A 14,252-nucleotide genomic window follows, 5' to 3' on the forward strand; every position below is an offset into this window, starting at 1 on the left:
CGCATCCACAGTCATTGCGAGCGAAGCGAAGCAATCCAGAATCCCTCAGCGGAGGGACTCTGGATTGCTTCGTCGCTTCGCTCCTCGCAATGACGGCGGAGCGAGCGCTCTCCCCTCTCCACCCTCCTTGACATACCCATAACTCTGCGGTTATGAATTAATCCATAACTTGTGAGTTATGGATTCCACATGTCCGCCGCCCACGATCTCCTGTTCAGGATCCTCGCCGACCCGACCCGGCGGGCGATCTTCGAGCGGCTGTGCCGCGAGGGCGAGCAGACGGTCGGGGCACTGACGGCGCAGTCCGGCGTTTCCCAGCCGGCGGTCTCGAAACATTTGGGCGCGCTGAAGCAGGCGGGCTTGGTGCGCGACCGCCATGAGGGACGCCAGACCCATTACAGCGCCCAGCCCGGCGCACTGAATCCGCTGATCGACTGGACCAGCCAGATGGCCGGCTTCTGGCAGAACCGGCTCGATGCACTCGATGATCTCCTGAAGAGGATGGACCAATGACCGAAACCCGTTCCGTCGTCGTCGAGCGCGAATTCGCCTTTCCGGCCGAGCGGCTCTGGCGCGCGCTGACGCAGCCGCATCTGATCGAGGAATGGCTGATGAAGAACGACTTCAAGCCGACCGTCGGCCATCGCTTCAATCTGCGCGGTGAATGGGGCGGCGTGCTGGACTGCGAGGTGCTCACCATCGAGCCGCAGAAGACGCTCGCCTACACCTGGAATTTTTCGCACGAGGATGCGGCGTTCGATCTCAGGAGCATCGTCACCTTCACGCTGACGCCGACGCATGCCGGCACGCATCTGCGCGTCGAGCAGGCGGGCTTCAGCCCGACGCAGAAGCAGGCCTATGGCGGCGCGCATGCCGGCTGGAAGCAGTTTTTCAACAAGCTGGACGAAGTGCTGGCGCGGGCCGAGTAGCTCTGCCGGCGTCACGCTCAATCATTTTCGGAAGGAGACCCCAATGAACTCGAACATGTGGATCCGGCAGATTCATCGCTGGCTGTCGATGGCTTTCACGGTGGCCGTCATCGCCAACATCGTTGCGTTGACCATGCAGGTTCAGGCGACGTGGATCGGCCTCTTGGCCTTCGTGCCGCTGATTCCGTTGCTCGCGACCGGGCTCTATCTGTTCGCGCGGCCGTATCTGCGCCGCAGCAACGCGTGAACGGGGGCGATATGATGAAGAAAGCCGTGACCGCGAAGAAGACCGGCGCGAAAGAAACGAGCAGCGCGTCGCCCTCAAAAATGATCGACGGCCGGATCAGGGAGCTCAGTGATTGGCGCGGCGAGACGCTGGCGCGGGTCCGCGGCCTGATCAAGGAGGCCGATCCTGAGGTCGTCGAGGAATGGAAATGGCACGGCGTTCCCGTGTGGGAGCACGACGGCATCATCTGCACCGGCGAGACCTACAAGGAAGTGGTGAAGCTGACCTTCGCCAAGGGCGCGGCGCTGGACGACCCGGCCGGGCTGTTCAATTCCAGCCTCGACGGCAATGTGCGCCGCGCGATCGACATTCGCGAGGGTGAGAAGATCAATGAGAAGGCGCTGAAGGCGCTGATCCGCGCCGCGGTGGAGCTGAATGGGGCGAAGAAGAAGCCGGCCAAGAGGCGCTCGGCTTAGAGCACGACAAATTCTTGGTAGCCGCCAGAGCAAGCGCCTCGTCCTTCGAGACGACCGCTTCGCGGTCTCCTCAGGATGAGGCTCAGCAGCATCTCTGTCTGCAGAGTTTGCTGCCACGCACTCCGTCCTCATCCTGAGGGCCCGCCAAAGGCGGGCGTCTCGAAGGATGGGCCGCGCGCGAACTATCGCTGCGATATTTTGGACGCAGCCAGCCGCCTCAGGCCGCCACCGGGATCGGGCGCGGGCTCACGACGTATTCGCGCAACACCTTGTCGTTGGCGTCGACCTCGATCAGCGAGACGTCGTAGGTCCAGAGATCGGCGAGGTGCTGCAGCACGCGCTTGGTGTCGGTCTCGTTGAGCTGCGAGCCCTTGATGACGTGGTGATGCAGGATCAGCCGGCGGTCGCCGGAGAGATCGACGTCCACCACCTCGATGTTGGCATCGATGAAGCCGACATCGTGCTGACGCGCCAGCTCGCGGCGGACGCGGCGGAAGCCGCGCTCGTCGTGGATGGCATCGACGCGGATGCCCGCGCGCTCCTCGGGATCGTCGTGCAGATGGAACATGCGGAAGTGCCGCATCAATTTGGGACTCAGGAACTGGCCGATGAAGCTTTCGTCGCGGTAATTGGCCCAGACATCGCGCAGCACGCCCATCACGTCGCCCTTGCCGGCGATGTCGGGGAACCACTCGCGGTCCTCGTCCTCCGGCTTGGTGACGATGCGCTCGATGTCCTGCATCACGGCAAAGCCGAGCGCATAGGGATTGAAGCCGGAGTAGCGCGGATCGTCGAATTCGGGCTGGAACACCACGTTGGTGTGCGAGCCCAGGAATTCGAGGAAGTTGCCGTCGGTGATGCGGCCCTGCTCGTGCAGCTTGGTCATGATGCGATAGTGGACGTAGGTCGCCGTCCCCTCGTTCATCACCTTGGTCTGGCTCTGCGGATAGAAGTACTGCGCGATGTGGCGGACGATGCGCAGCAGCTCGCGCTGCCAGGGTGCCAGGCGCGGCGCGCTCTTCTCCAGGAAATAGAGCAGGTTCTCCTGCGGCAGGCCGAGCAGCTTGCGGCGCCGCTCGATAGAGATCGCTGACCGGCTCTTGGCGGCGCCCTTGGGAACGGTGCGCCAGAGATCGTTGAAGACTTCCTCCTCGTGCTGGCGGCGGCGCCCTGCCCGCTTCTCTTCCTCGCGCAAATCCAGCTTCTTCTTGCCGGGATAGCGGTCGATGCCGTGCGACATCAGTGCGTGCGCGGCGTCGAGCGTGCGCTCGACCTCGGTGCGGCCGTAGCGCTCCTCGCACTGCATGACGTAGTTCTTGGCGAAGTCGAGGTAATCCAGGATGCCCTCGGCATCGGTCCACTGCTTGAACAAATAGTTGTTCTTGAAGAAGTGGTTGTGGCCGAAGGCGGCGTGCGCGATCACCAGCGTCTGCATCGTCGCCGTGTTCTCCTCCATCAGGTAGGAGATGCAGGGCGAGGAGTTGATCACGATCTCATAGGCGAGGCCCATCAGGCCCTTGCGGTAGGACGCCTCGTGGAACGCGAACTGCTTGCCGAACGACCAGTGCTTGTAGAACAGGGGCATGCCGACGGAGGAATAGGCATCCAGCATCTGCTCGGCGGTGATGACCTCGATCTGGTTCGGATAGACGTCGAGCCCGAGCTGCTTGAGTGCCACCTCCTCGCAGGCATCGGTGATGCGCTGCAAGGTGTGGAAGTCCCAATCGGCGCCTTCGAACAGTCTTTCCGTCATGGAGCGGCTTTCTCCTGGGTAGCGTCGCGGCGCTGGAACAGATCGTGGAACACCGGGAAGATCTCGCTGCGCTCGCTGACCTTGCGCATCGAGAGCGGTGCGCCGCCGTTGCGCAGCCGGTCGTAGAGGGTCCACAGCGAGGAGTCGGAGAGATCGAAGGCGCTGCCACCGGACTCGCCGACCTCGAGATAGGCGAAGAACTGGCAGACCGGCAAAATCTTGTCGGTCAGCAGCATGCCCGTGAGCTCGCCGTCGGAATAGGAATTGTCGCCGTCGGAAGCCTGGGCTGCGTAGATGTTCCAGTCCGACGGATTGAAGCGCTCGCGCACGATATCGTTCATCGCCTGCAGCGCGCTGGAGACCAGCGTGCCGCCCGAGGCCGGGCCGTAGAAGAAGGTCTGCTCGTCGACCTCCTCGGCGCGGTCGGTGTGGCGGATGAAGACGATCTCGACGTGCTTGTAGCGCCGCTTCAGGAACACGTAGAGCAGCATGTAGAAGCGTTTTGCCAGATCCTTCATGTGCTCGGACATCGAGCCCGAGACGTCCATCAGGCAGAACATCACGGCTTGCGCGACCGGGCGCGGCACCTTCTCGTAGCGGCGGTAGCGGATGTCGAGCGGGTCGACGAAGGGAATGCGCTTGGTCTTCGCCTTGAGCTTTTCGAGCTGGGCGATGAGCTCCACGCGCTCGTCCTCGTCGGTGCAGGCGGCGATCGCGGCTTCCAGCTCCTCGATCTCCTCCTTGCGGGGACGCCCGAGCGCGATGCGGCGGGCCAGCGCGAGTTTTACGGTCCGGCTCACCGAGATGTTGGCGGGCGAGCCCGACGTGGTGTAGCCGGCGCGCTGGATGCCCTCGCTCTCGGTCTGCGCGATCTTGCGCTTGGCAAGATCCGGCAATTCGAGATCGTCGAGGAAGAGATCGACGAACTCGTCACGGGAGAGCACGAAGCGGAAGGCGTCTTCGCTGTCGCCTTCGCCGGGACCGGAGTCCTTGGCGCTGCCCTGGCCGGAGCGCTGCAGATAGTCACCCTCGACGAACTTCTTGTTCCCGGGCAGCACCATGTCGCGCGTTCCGCGTTCACGGCGGAAACGCGGCTCGTGCATACCGTCGAGCGGTATCGTGACCTCACCACCCTCCAGGACGTCCTTGATGTCTCGTTCCTGCGAGGTCTTCTTGACGGCGCCCTGCACCAGGGATTTGGCCCGACGCAAGAACCGCTGGCGGTTCTCGAGACTCTTGCCGCCTGGATTCAGGCGCCTGTCAATGATGTGAATCGGCACTTTTTCATCCGCCTCAACCGGCCTGCTTCACGCGCATGTACCATTCGACGAGCCGGCGAACCTGACGCTCGGTGTAGCCGCGCTCCACCATGCGTGCGACGAACTCGCCGTGCTTCTTCTCCGTCTCGCCGTCCTTCTTCGACCCGAAGGAGATGACCGGAAGCAGGTCCTCGACCTGGGAGAATATCCGCTTTTCGATCACGTCGCGAATCTTCTCGTAGGAGGTCCAGGTCGGATTTTTGCCGCCGTTCTGGGCCCGCGAGCGTAACGAGAATTTGACGACCTCGTTGCGGAAGTCCTTGGGGTTGGCAATGCCCGCCGGTTTCTCGATTTTGGTCAATTCCTGGTTCAAAAGCTCGCGATCCAGCAACTGGCCGGTGTCGGGATCCTTGAAGTCCTGGTCCTCGATCCAGGCGTCGGCGTAGTCGACGTAGCGGTCGAACAGGTTCTGGCCGTAATCCGAGTAGGATTCGAGGTACGCCTTCTGGATCTCGTTGCCGATGAACTCGGCGTAACGCGGCGCCAGGTCGGCCTTGATGAATTCGAGATAGCGCTTCTCGACTTCCTCGGGCAGCTGCTCGCGGCGGATCGACTGCTCCAGCGCGTACATCAGATGCACGGCGTCGGCGGCGACCTCCTGCGGATCGTGGTTGAAGGTCGCAGCCAGGATCTTGAAGGCGAAGCGGGTGGAGACGCCGTCCATGCCCTCGTCGACGCCGGCGGCATCGCGATATTCCTGGACGCTGCGCGCCTTAGGATCGGATTCCTTCAGGCTCTCGCCGTCATAGACCCGCATCTTGCCGAACAGCGTGGAGTTCTCGTGCTTGCGCAGGCGCGACATCACCGAGAACCGCGCCAGCGTCTCCAGCGTCGAGGGCGCGCAAGGCGCGGCCGCGAGCTCGGAGCCCTGGATCAGCTTCTCGTAGATCTTCTGCTCTTCGGTGACGCGCAGGCAGTACGGCACCTTGATGACGCAGATGCGGTCGATGAAGGCTTCGTTGTTCTTGTTGGCCTTGAAGCTCGCCCACTCCGCTTCGTTGGAGTGCGCCAGGATCACGCCGGTGAACGGGATCGCGCCGATATTCTCGGTGCCGATGTAGTTGCCTTCCTGCGTTGCCGTGAGCAACGGATGCAGCATCTTGATCGGCGCCTTGAACATCTCGACGAATTCGAGGATGCCCTGGTTGGCGCGGTTGAGGCCGCCCGAATAGCTGTAGGCGTCGGGGTCGTTCTGCGCATAGGTCTCGAGCTTGCGGATGTCGACCTTGCCGACCAGCGAGGAGATGTCCTGGTTGTTCTCGTCACCGGGCTCGGTCTTGGAAACCGCGATCTGGCGCAGCCGCGACGGCTGGATCTTGGCGACGCGGAATTGCGAGATATCGCCGCCGAAGGCCTCGAGCCGCTTGTAGCACCAAGGGCTCATCAGGCCAGTGAGGCGCCGGCGCGGAATGCCGTATTTCTCTTCCAGCATCGGCCCGAGATTGTCAGGATCGAACAGGCTGAGCGGACTTTCGAACACGGGCGAGAGTTCATCGCCGGCCTTGAGCACGTAGATCGGCTGCACTTCCATCAGCGACTTGAGCCGTTCGGCGAGCGACGACTTGCCGCCGCCGACCGGGCCGAGCAGATAGAGGATCTGCTTGCGCTCTTCGAGACCTTGCGCGGCGTGGCGGAAGAAACCGACGATGCGCTCGATGGTTTCTTCCATGCCGTAGAAGCCGGCGAAGGCCGGATAGGTCCGGATGGTGCGGTTCAAAAAAATACGGCCAAGGCGTGGGTCCTTGGCCGTGTCAATCGTCTGAGGTTCACCGATCGCCGCTAGTAACCGTTCGGCCGCATTCGCGTATTTCATGGGATCGCTTCGACACGATTCCAGATATTCCGCCATCGACATGTCGTGCTGGCTTCTCGCCTCGAACGACCGAGCGAAAGCGTTGAATAGAGAATCGTTATACATGATCCCTCTCCGCGTGAGTTCCGCTACAAGCTGAAACGAAAGCGTTACTGGACCGTTCCTCAGGCCGCTTCTCGAATCAGCGTGAGCACATGACGATCATTGGACACCCTGGTGCCGACACCACGCAACGCACAAGGTAGGCACTCTGTGAATTACGAACAGGCACTTGCCTGTAATTTGTGCGAATCTATCTCTATCTTCGCTCATTTCCAGAAATTGTCACTCGCTCGCCACATCCGGGCAATACCGGGGACGGCTGTCTCCGGCACTGCAACATGACGATCCGCCAGCGGCAAACTTGTGACGCTTGCGGGGAGCTTGCGTGGCGCGCGTTCATCTTCCTGCTGCAATGCGATGTCCGGACTGCAGGCAGCATGAGCGGCGCGGCAAGCGCACAGCGCTGTGTCAAAATCGGTCGCTACACCCTCCGAAAGGATAACAATCCAACTGTTCAGCACGCGGCGCGTAGCAGCGCGGATGCAGGAGCGCTGCCGCGCCTGACCTGAGAGTTAACCTTGCGCTCGCCGCGACGAGCGTCCGCACGACGCACGTCGACCAGTTTCGTGAGTGTGAGATGCACCGATGCGGACGGCCGGCGCGATCGATCGCCGGCGACGGCAACGCCATCAGGATGCGCGTGCATGCTTTCCCCCAGCATGGCCATTCGCGACCGAGCCAATCACGATCAGACGGATCGAACTCCACTGACGACACTCAGCGACGCGACAGATCATCCTCACGCAACAAGACCTCGGCCGAAGCATCCCGGTCAAACTTTTATTACGCAAAGGCACGACTTCCGCCGGATCGCCATGATCGCGACGGAGTTACCTTGAGGGGATGACGCCTACGCCCTTGATTGGTTCCCTCCCGGGAGCATGTGGGCTAAAGGATAGCGCGTCAGGACCGGCGCGGAAACCCCCTCCGCCCGCAGGCTTGGAGATAAAAAGCACCATGAATCCCGTCAAAGAACTCGAAAAGCACGGTCAAGCCGTCTGGCTGGACTTCCTCGCCCGCGGCTTCATCGCCAAGGGCGACCTGAAGCGGCTGATCGACACCGACGGCGTCAAGGGCGTCACCTCCAATCCGTCGATCTTCGAGAAGGCGATCGGCAGCTCCGACGAATATGACGCCCCGATCGGCAAAGCGCTGAAGCGCGGCGACCGGACCGTTGCCGACCTGTTCGAAGCCGTGGCGGTCGAGGACATCCAGGCCGCCGCCGACGTGCTCCGCCCGGTTTATGACCGCCTCAAGGGCGGCGACGGCTATGTCAGCCTCGAAGTCTCGCCTTACCTTGCGATGGACACCGCCGGCACGGTCGCCGAGGCGCGCCGGCTCTGGAAGGACGTTGGTCGCAAGAACCTGATGGTGAAGGTGCCGGCGACGCCGGAGGGCCTGCCGGCGATCGAGACGCTGATCGGCGACGGCATCAGCATCAACATTACGCTGCTGTTCTCCAAGGCCGTCTATCTCCAGGTCGCCGAGGCCTACCTCGCCGGGCTCGAAAAATACGTCGCCGGTGGCGGCGATCCCTCGCATGTCGCGAGCGTGGCGAGCTTCTTCGTCAGCCGCATCGACAGCGTGGTGGACAAGCAGCTCGACGAGAAGATCGCTCGCGCCAACGACCCCTCCGAGAAGGAGCGGCTCGCCGCGCTGAAGGGCAAGGTCGCGATCGCCAACGCCAAGGTCGCCTATCAGGATTACAAGCGCCTGTTCTCGGGTCCGCGCTGGGAGAAGCTCGCCGCCAAGGGCGCCAAGCCGCAACGCATGCTGTGGGCCTCGACCGGCACCAAGAACAAGGACTACAGCGACGTCCTCTATGTCGAGGAGCTGATCGGCCCCGACACCGTCAACACCGTGCCGCCGGCAACGCTGGACGCGTTCCGCGACCACGGCAAGGCGCGCGACAGTCTCGAGGAGAACGTGGACGACGCCCGCCGCGTGCTGGAAGAGCTGGAGCGCTCCGGCGTCTCGCTCGACGCCATCACCGAGGAGCTGGTCAAGGACGGCGTCAAGCTGTTCGCGGACGCCGCCGACAAGCTGTACGGCGCCGTCGCACACAAGCGCGCCACCGTGCTCGGGCCGGCAATCGACCGCCAGCAGCTCTCGCTCGGTGACGGGCTCGGCAAGGCCGTGGCCAAGAGCACCGAGGAATGGCGTGCCGCGGCCAAGATCCGCCGGCTCTGGCAACGCGACAAATCGGTCTGGACCGGCACCGACGAGAACAAATGGCTCGGCTGGCTCGACAGCGCCGCCAAAGCCGACGTCGCCGACTATGAGGACTATGCGGGCCGCGTGAAGGGCCAGAAGTTCTCCGACGCCGTCGTGCTCGGCATGGGCGGATCGAGCCTCGGCCCCGAGGTGCTGGCCGAGACCTTTGGAAAGAAGCCCGGCTTCCCGAAGCTGCACGTGCTGGATTCCACCGACCCGGCGCAGGTCCGCGCGATGGAAGACAAGATCGACATCGCCAATACGGTGTTCATCGTGTCGAGCAAATCCGGTGGCACCACCGAGCCGAACGCGATGAAGGATTATTTCCATGAGCGCGTCGCGCAGGCTCTCGGCCCGAAGGCCAAGACCGGCTTCCGCTTCATCGCGGTGACCGATCCCGGCTCGTCGCTGGAGAAGGCGGCCAAGAGCCTGAACTACGCCCGCATCTTCCATGGCGAGCCCACGATCGGCGGCCGCTATTCGGTGCTGTCGCCGTTCGGCCTGGTGCCGGCGGCCACGGCCGGCATCGACGTCAAGACCTTCATCAAGCATGCGCTCTCGATGGCGCGCTCCTGCGGACCGGACGTGCCGCCAGCTGAGAACCCCGGCGTGCAGCTCGGCCTTGCCATGGGCCTCGCGGCGCTCGAAGGCCGCGACAAGGTAACGATCCTGTCGTCGAAGAAGATCGCCGATTTCGGCGCCTGGGCCGAGCAGCTCATCGCGGAATCGACCGGCAAGGAAGGCAAGGGCCTGATCCCGATCGACGGCGAGCCGCTGGGCGAGCCGGCGCTCTACGGCAACGACCGCTTCTTCATCGACATCCGCACCGAGGGCGAAGCCGACGCCGCGCATGACTCCAAGCTGGCCGCCATCGAAGCGGCCGGCCACCCCGTCGTGCGCATCGTCATGAAGTCGATCGACCATCTCGGCCAAGAGTTCTTCCGCTTCGAGATGGCGACCGCGGTGGCAGGCTCGATCCTCGGCATCAACCCGTTCGACCAGCCGGACGTGGAGGCGGCCAAGATCAAGACCCGCGAGCTGACGGCGTCGTTCGAGAAGACCGGCGCGCTGCCGGCCGAGCAGCCGGTGGTCAGCACAAAGGAGGCCGATCTCTACACCGACGAGGCCAACGCCAAGGCGCTGCGCGCTGCCGGCGCCAATGGCGACCTCACCTCCTGGCTGAAGGCGCATCTGTCGCGCTCGAACCACGGCGACTATGTCGCCCTGCTCGGCTATATCGCGCGCGACAAGGCGACGATCGACGCACTCCAGGCCATGCGGCTCGAGGTACGCGAGAAGCGGCATGTCGCGACCTGCGCCGAATTCGGGCCACGCTTCCTGCACTCCACCGGGCAGGCCTACAAGGGCGGACCCGACAGCGGCGTGTTCCTCCAGATCACCGCCGACGATGCCAAGGATCTTGCCGTGCCGGGCCAGAAGGCCAGCTTCGGCGTGATCAAGGCGGCGCAGGCGCGCGGCGATTTCGACGTGCTCACCGAGCGCGGGCGGCGTGCATTGCGCGTCCACCTCAAGGGCGGGCTCAAGAAAGGTCTCGCGGCGCTCAACGCCGCGCTCAACGACGCACTGAATTAAGGGAAGCTTTCACATGCAACTCGGCATGATCGGCCTCGGCCGGATGGGCGGCAACATCGTTCGCCGCCTGATGCGCCACAGCCATTCGACCGTGGTCTATGACAAGGACGCCAAGGCCGTCGCGGGCCTCGCCGCCGACGGCGCGGTGGGCTCGGCGACGCTGGAAGAGTTCATCTCGAAGCTCGAGCGGCCACGCACCGCCTGGGTGATGCTGCCTGCGGGGCACATCACCGAGACCACGATCGACACCATCGCGGGCGTGATGCAGGAAGGCGACGTCATCATCGACGGCGGCAACACCTTCTGGCAGGACGACGTCCGCCGCGGCAAGGCGCTGAAGGCCCGCGGCATCCATTATGTCGACGTCGGCACCTCCGGCGGCGTCTGGGGTCTCGACCGCGGCTATTGCATGATGATCGGCGGCGAGAAGCCCGTGGTGGACCGGCTCGATCCGATCTTCGCCGCGCTCGCCCCCGGCGCCGGCGACATTCCGCGCACCGAAGGACGCGACGGACGCGATCCCCGCATCGAGCAGGGCTACATCCATGCCGGTCCCGTCGGCGCCGGCCATTTCGTGAAGATGATCCACAACGGCATCGAATACGGCCTGATGCAGGCCTATGCCGAAGGCTTCGACATCCTCAAGAACGCCAACATCGACGCGCTGCCCGCCGACCATCGCTACGATTTCGATCTCGCCGACATTGCCGAGGTCTGGCGTCGCGGCTCCGTGATCCCGTCCTGGCTGCTCGACCTCACCTCGACGGCGCTCGCCGACAGCCCGGTCCTGTCGGAATATTCGGGCTTTGTCGAAGATTCCGGCGAAGGCCGCTGGACCGTGAATGCGGCGATCGACGAGGCCGTGCCGGCCGAAGTGCTGACCGCTGCGCTCTACACACGTTTCCGTTCCCGCAAGGAACACACCTTCGCCGAAAAAATTCTTTCTGCAATGCGCGCGGGGTTCGGCGGCCACAAGGAGCCGAAGCAGCCGGGCGCTTCGAAGCCCAAGTAAGACGTAACAACACGAAGGCCAATCGTTCGTGACAAAAGACCCGCAAGCCAAGCGCAAGCCGGAAAATTGCGCCTTCGTCATCTTTGGCGTGACCGGCGATCTCACTCACCGCCTGGTGATGCCGTCGCTCTACAATCTCGCCGCCGAGCACCTGCTACCGGAAAAGTTCTGTGTCGTCGGCGTAGCCCGCAAGGGCCAGTCCGATGACGAGCTGCGCGACAGCCTGATGAAGGGCCTGCGCCAGTTCGCGACGCGGCCCGTGGACGACGACATCGCCCGGAAACTGCTGGAATGCGTGACCTTCGTCGAGGCCGATCCGAAGGACCCGCCCTCCTTTGATCGTTTGCGCGAGCATCTGGATTCGCTGGAATGCGCCCAGGAAACCGGCGGCAACCGGCTGTTCTATCTCGCCACGCCGCCCGCCGCCTTCGCGCCGACCGCGCGCGAGCTCGGCCGCACCGGCATGATGAAAGAGAACGGCGCCTGGCGGCGGCTGGTGATCGAAAAGCCGTTCGGCACCGACCTCGCCTCCGCCAAGGCGTTGAATGGCGAGCTGCTGAAGATCATGGACGAGCACCAGATCTACCGGATCGATCATTATCTCGGCAAGGAGACGGTGCAGAACATCCTGGTGCTGCGCTTTGCCAACGGCATGTTCGAGCCGATCTGGAATCGCAACCATATCGACCACATCCAGATCACCGTGGAGGAGAAGCTCGGCGTCGGCCATCGCGGCGGCTTCTACGACGCCACCGGCGCGCTGCGCGACATGGTGCCGAACCATCTGTTCCAGCTGATGTCGCTGGTCGCGATGGAGCCGCCGGCGCGCTTCGACGCGCATTCCGTGCGCTCCGAAAAGGCCGACGTGCTGACGTCGATCCAGCAGCCCAGCCGGGAAGAGGCGCTGAAGAATTCTGTCCGCGCGCAATATCTCGCCGGCCGCATCGGCGACGACGAGCTCACGGACTATCGCAAGACCGAGGACGTCAAGCCCGGCAGCACCACCGAGACCTTTGTCGCACTGAAGCTGATGATCGACAATTGGCGCTGGGCCGGCGTGCCGTTCTATCTGCGCACCGGCAAGGCGCTCGGCCACAAGCGCACGGAAGTGGCGATCAAGTTCAAGCAGGCGCCACTGTCGATGTTCTCAGGCACCGACGTCGACCGCCTGTCGCAGAACTTCCTCACCATCGGCATCGCGCCGACCGAAACCATCGAGCTGCAGTTCAACGCCAAGATCCCGGGGCCGAGCATCACCATCGACGGCGTCGAGATGAAGTTCAAGTACGGCGACTATTTCCGCGCCGATCCCTCGACCGGCTACGAGACGTTGATCTACGACTGCATGATCGGCGACAACATCCTGTTCCAGCGCGCCGACGGCATCGAGGCCGGATGGCAGGCGGTGCAGCCGTTCCTGGATGCCTGGAAGAGCGAGGGCACCAACGGCATCGAGACCTATGAAGCCGGCAGCGACGGTCCAAGATGCGCCGACGAGCTGCTGCGGCGCGACGGGCGCAGCTGGCGGAAATTTTCGTGATGGCAGCGGCCGACCAGCCGAAGCTGATCGTCGCGGCTGACGCCGAGGCGCTGGCCCAGGCGGCCGCCGAGCGGGTGATGGCGCGGATCGCGGCCAATCCCGGGCGGATCGCGATCTGCCTGACCGGCGGCTCCAGCCCGAAGAAGCTCTATCAACTGCTTGGCAGCGACGCCTATCGCGGCAGGATCCCATGGGACCGCGTGCACTGGTTCATCGGCGACGAGCGGTTCGTGCCCGAGAGCGATCCGCTCAACAACATGGCGGTCGCGCGCGCGACCTTCCTCGATCGCAACGCGTCGTCCGGACATATCCATCCGATCCCGACCAAGGTCGAAAATCCGGATCAAGGCGCCGAAACCTATGCGCGCGAGTTGCGGGCCTTCTACGGCGCGGACCAGCTCGATCCGGCGCGCCCGCTGTTCGACATGGTCCTGATGGGCGCCGGCCCGGACGGCCACACCGCCTCGCTGTTTCCGGGCTATCCCGCGGTCGAGGAGACCACGCGCTGGGTCGTCGGCGTGCCCAAGGCCAATGTCGCCCCGTTCGTGCCACGGGTGTCGCTGACGTTGCCCGTGCTGGCCTCGTGCCACGAAATGCTGTTCGAGATTGCCGGGCACGACAAGCAGCCGATCTTGACGCGCCTCCTCAATGGCGAGAGTCTGCCGGCTGTACGCGCGCGCTCGAATGGTGAGACCGTCTGGCTGGTCGATCAGGCCGCGCTTCCGGAGGGAATTCGTGGCGGGCGTTGAAGCACCTTGTGCGTTGATCGTGATGGGCGTGTCGGGTTCGGGCAAGAGCACGGTTGCGGAGGCGCTGGGCCAGCGGCTCGGCTGGCGGTTCGAGGACGGCGACAGCTTTCATCCCGCCAGCAATGTCGAGAAGATGCGCGCCGGCCATCCCCTCACCGATGAGGATCGCTGGCCCTGGCTCAACGCCATCGCCGACGAAATCGCGCGGGTCTGCGACAAGGGCGAGCACGTCATCATCGCCTGCTCGGCGCTGAAGCACACCTATCGTGACGTGCTGCTGCGCGGGCGCGACGACGTTCGCTTCGTGTTCCTGAAGGGCACAAGGGAGCTGATCGCCGAGCGGCTCGCGCAGCGCAAGGGCCATTTCATGCCGGCCGGGCTGCTGACAAGCCAGTTCGACACGCTGGAGCCGCCGGAGGCGGGCGAGCACGTCATCACGGTCTCGATCGACGAATCCGTCGAGGCGATCGTGGACGGCGTGGTGCGGCAATTGAGGTTGAGCGGGGCGAAACGCTGAGAAACCGAA

The 14,252-nt window shown here is 63.9% G+C and carries 12 protein-coding genes; 9 read left to right on the forward strand and 3 right to left on the reverse strand.

Features of this window, described 5'->3' with window-relative positions:
- The first annotated feature begins 189 nt into the window (after positions 1 to 189).
- The 4 genes from VGR99_RS31955 to VGR99_RS31970 are packed head-to-tail and all read left to right on the forward strand — an operon-like array spanning position 190 to position 1,631.
- On the forward strand, positions 190 to 513 hold the full coding sequence (locus VGR99_RS31955; RefSeq protein WP_326903920.1) for a metalloregulator ArsR/SmtB family transcription factor: 324 nt from the start codon (positions 190 to 192) through the stop codon (positions 511 to 513).
- On the forward strand, positions 510 to 929 hold the full coding sequence (locus VGR99_RS31960; protein ID WP_326903921.1) for an SRPBCC domain-containing protein: 420 nt from the start codon (positions 510 to 512) through the stop codon (positions 927 to 929). Before VGR99_RS31955 ends, VGR99_RS31960 begins: the two co-directional genes overlap by 4 nt.
- A 43-nt stretch (positions 930 to 972) precedes the next feature.
- Complete coding sequence (locus VGR99_RS31965) at positions 973 to 1,176, forward strand: hypothetical protein (RefSeq protein WP_326903922.1); 204 nt, start codon at positions 973 to 975, stop codon at positions 1,174 to 1,176.
- Positions 1,177 to 1,190: 14 nt separating this feature from the next.
- Entirely contained in the window at positions 1,191 to 1,631 is a 441-nt protein-coding gene (locus VGR99_RS31970; protein WP_326904085.1) for a DUF1801 domain-containing protein, read from the forward strand.
- Between the two features lie 217 nt (positions 1,632 to 1,848).
- Here VGR99_RS31970 and VGR99_RS31975 read toward each other — a convergent pair whose 3' ends face one another.
- The 3 genes from VGR99_RS31975 to VGR99_RS31985 are packed head-to-tail and all read right to left on the reverse strand — an operon-like array spanning position 1,849 to position 6,621.
- Complete coding sequence (locus tag VGR99_RS31975) at positions 1,849 to 3,384, reverse strand: SpoVR family protein (RefSeq protein WP_326903923.1); 1,536 nt, start codon at positions 3,382 to 3,384, stop codon at positions 1,849 to 1,851.
- The gene (locus VGR99_RS31980; protein WP_326904086.1) at positions 3,381 to 4,658 is read right to left on the reverse strand and encodes a YeaH/YhbH family protein; all 1,278 of its coding nucleotides are present in this window, start codon (positions 4,656 to 4,658) and stop codon (positions 3,381 to 3,383) included. Before VGR99_RS31980 ends, VGR99_RS31975 begins: the two co-directional genes overlap by 4 nt.
- A gap of 19 nt (positions 4,659 to 4,677) precedes the next feature.
- Positions 4,678 to 6,621: a PrkA family serine protein kinase gene (locus VGR99_RS31985; RefSeq protein WP_326903924.1), complete on the reverse strand. Its 1,944-nt coding sequence runs from the start codon at positions 6,619 to 6,621 to the stop codon at positions 4,678 to 4,680.
- A 954-nt stretch (positions 6,622 to 7,575) separates the two neighbouring features.
- Here VGR99_RS31985 and VGR99_RS31990 point away from each other — a divergent pair.
- From VGR99_RS31990 to VGR99_RS32010, 5 genes are read left to right on the forward strand one after another with little or no spacing between them, the layout of a single operon-like run.
- Positions 7,576 to 10,425 (forward strand): bifunctional transaldolase/phosoglucose isomerase, encoded by a 2,850-nt coding sequence (locus tag VGR99_RS31990; protein ID WP_326903925.1) that lies wholly within the window; start codon positions 7,576 to 7,578, stop codon positions 10,423 to 10,425.
- A 13-nt stretch (positions 10,426 to 10,438) separates the two neighbouring features.
- The gene (gnd, locus tag VGR99_RS31995; protein ID WP_326903926.1) at positions 10,439 to 11,437 is read left to right on the forward strand and encodes a phosphogluconate dehydrogenase (NAD(+)-dependent, decarboxylating); all 999 of its coding nucleotides are present in this window, start codon (positions 10,439 to 10,441) and stop codon (positions 11,435 to 11,437) included.
- Positions 11,438 to 11,465: 28 nt separating this feature from the next.
- A complete protein-coding gene (zwf, locus tag VGR99_RS32000; RefSeq protein WP_326903927.1) occupies positions 11,466 to 12,977 on the forward strand; it encodes a glucose-6-phosphate dehydrogenase in 1,512 nt (503 codons plus the stop codon).
- A complete protein-coding gene (gene pgl, locus VGR99_RS32005; protein WP_326903928.1) occupies positions 12,977 to 13,726 on the forward strand; it encodes a 6-phosphogluconolactonase in 750 nt (249 codons plus the stop codon). Before zwf ends, pgl begins: the two co-directional genes overlap by 1 nt.
- Positions 13,713 to 14,243 carry a gluconokinase gene (locus VGR99_RS32010; protein ID WP_326903929.1) on the forward strand — a complete coding sequence of 177 codons (531 nt, stop codon included), beginning with the start codon at positions 13,713 to 13,715 and terminating at the stop codon, positions 14,241 to 14,243. Before pgl ends, VGR99_RS32010 begins: the two co-directional genes overlap by 14 nt.
- Positions 14,244 to 14,252 lie beyond the last annotated feature (9 nt).

The sequence above is a fragment of the Bradyrhizobium sp. genome (assembly GCF_035935975.1).
GTDB lineage: Bacteria > Pseudomonadota > Alphaproteobacteria > Rhizobiales > Xanthobacteraceae > Bradyrhizobium.

What these genes read in the sequence shown, in the direction of transcription:
- VGR99_RS31985 (WP_326903924.1), bottom strand. Translation starts at nt 6,621, where the DNA reads ATGTATAACGATTCTCTATTCAACGCTTTCGCTCGGTCGTTCGAGGCG.
- VGR99_RS31955 (WP_326903920.1), top strand. Translation starts at nt 190, where the DNA reads ATGTCCGCCGCCCACGATCTCCTGTTCAGGATCCTCGCCGACCCGACC.
- VGR99_RS31990 (WP_326903925.1), top strand. Translation starts at nt 7,576, where the DNA reads ATGAATCCCGTCAAAGAACTCGAAAAGCACGGTCAAGCCGTCTGGCTG.
- VGR99_RS31965 (WP_326903922.1), top strand. Translation starts at nt 973, where the DNA reads ATGAACTCGAACATGTGGATCCGGCAGATTCATCGCTGGCTGTCGATG.
- VGR99_RS31960 (WP_326903921.1), top strand. Translation starts at nt 510, where the DNA reads ATGACCGAAACCCGTTCCGTCGTCGTCGAGCGCGAATTCGCCTTTCCG.
- VGR99_RS31970 (WP_326904085.1), top strand. Translation starts at nt 1,191, where the DNA reads ATGAAGAAAGCCGTGACCGCGAAGAAGACCGGCGCGAAAGAAACGAGC.
- pgl (WP_326903928.1), top strand. Translation starts at nt 12,977, where the DNA reads ATGGCAGCGGCCGACCAGCCGAAGCTGATCGTCGCGGCTGACGCCGAG.
- gnd (WP_326903926.1), top strand. Translation starts at nt 10,439, where the DNA reads ATGCAACTCGGCATGATCGGCCTCGGCCGGATGGGCGGCAACATCGTT.
- VGR99_RS31975 (WP_326903923.1), bottom strand. Translation starts at nt 3,384, where the DNA reads ATGACGGAAAGACTGTTCGAAGGCGCCGATTGGGACTTCCACACCTTG.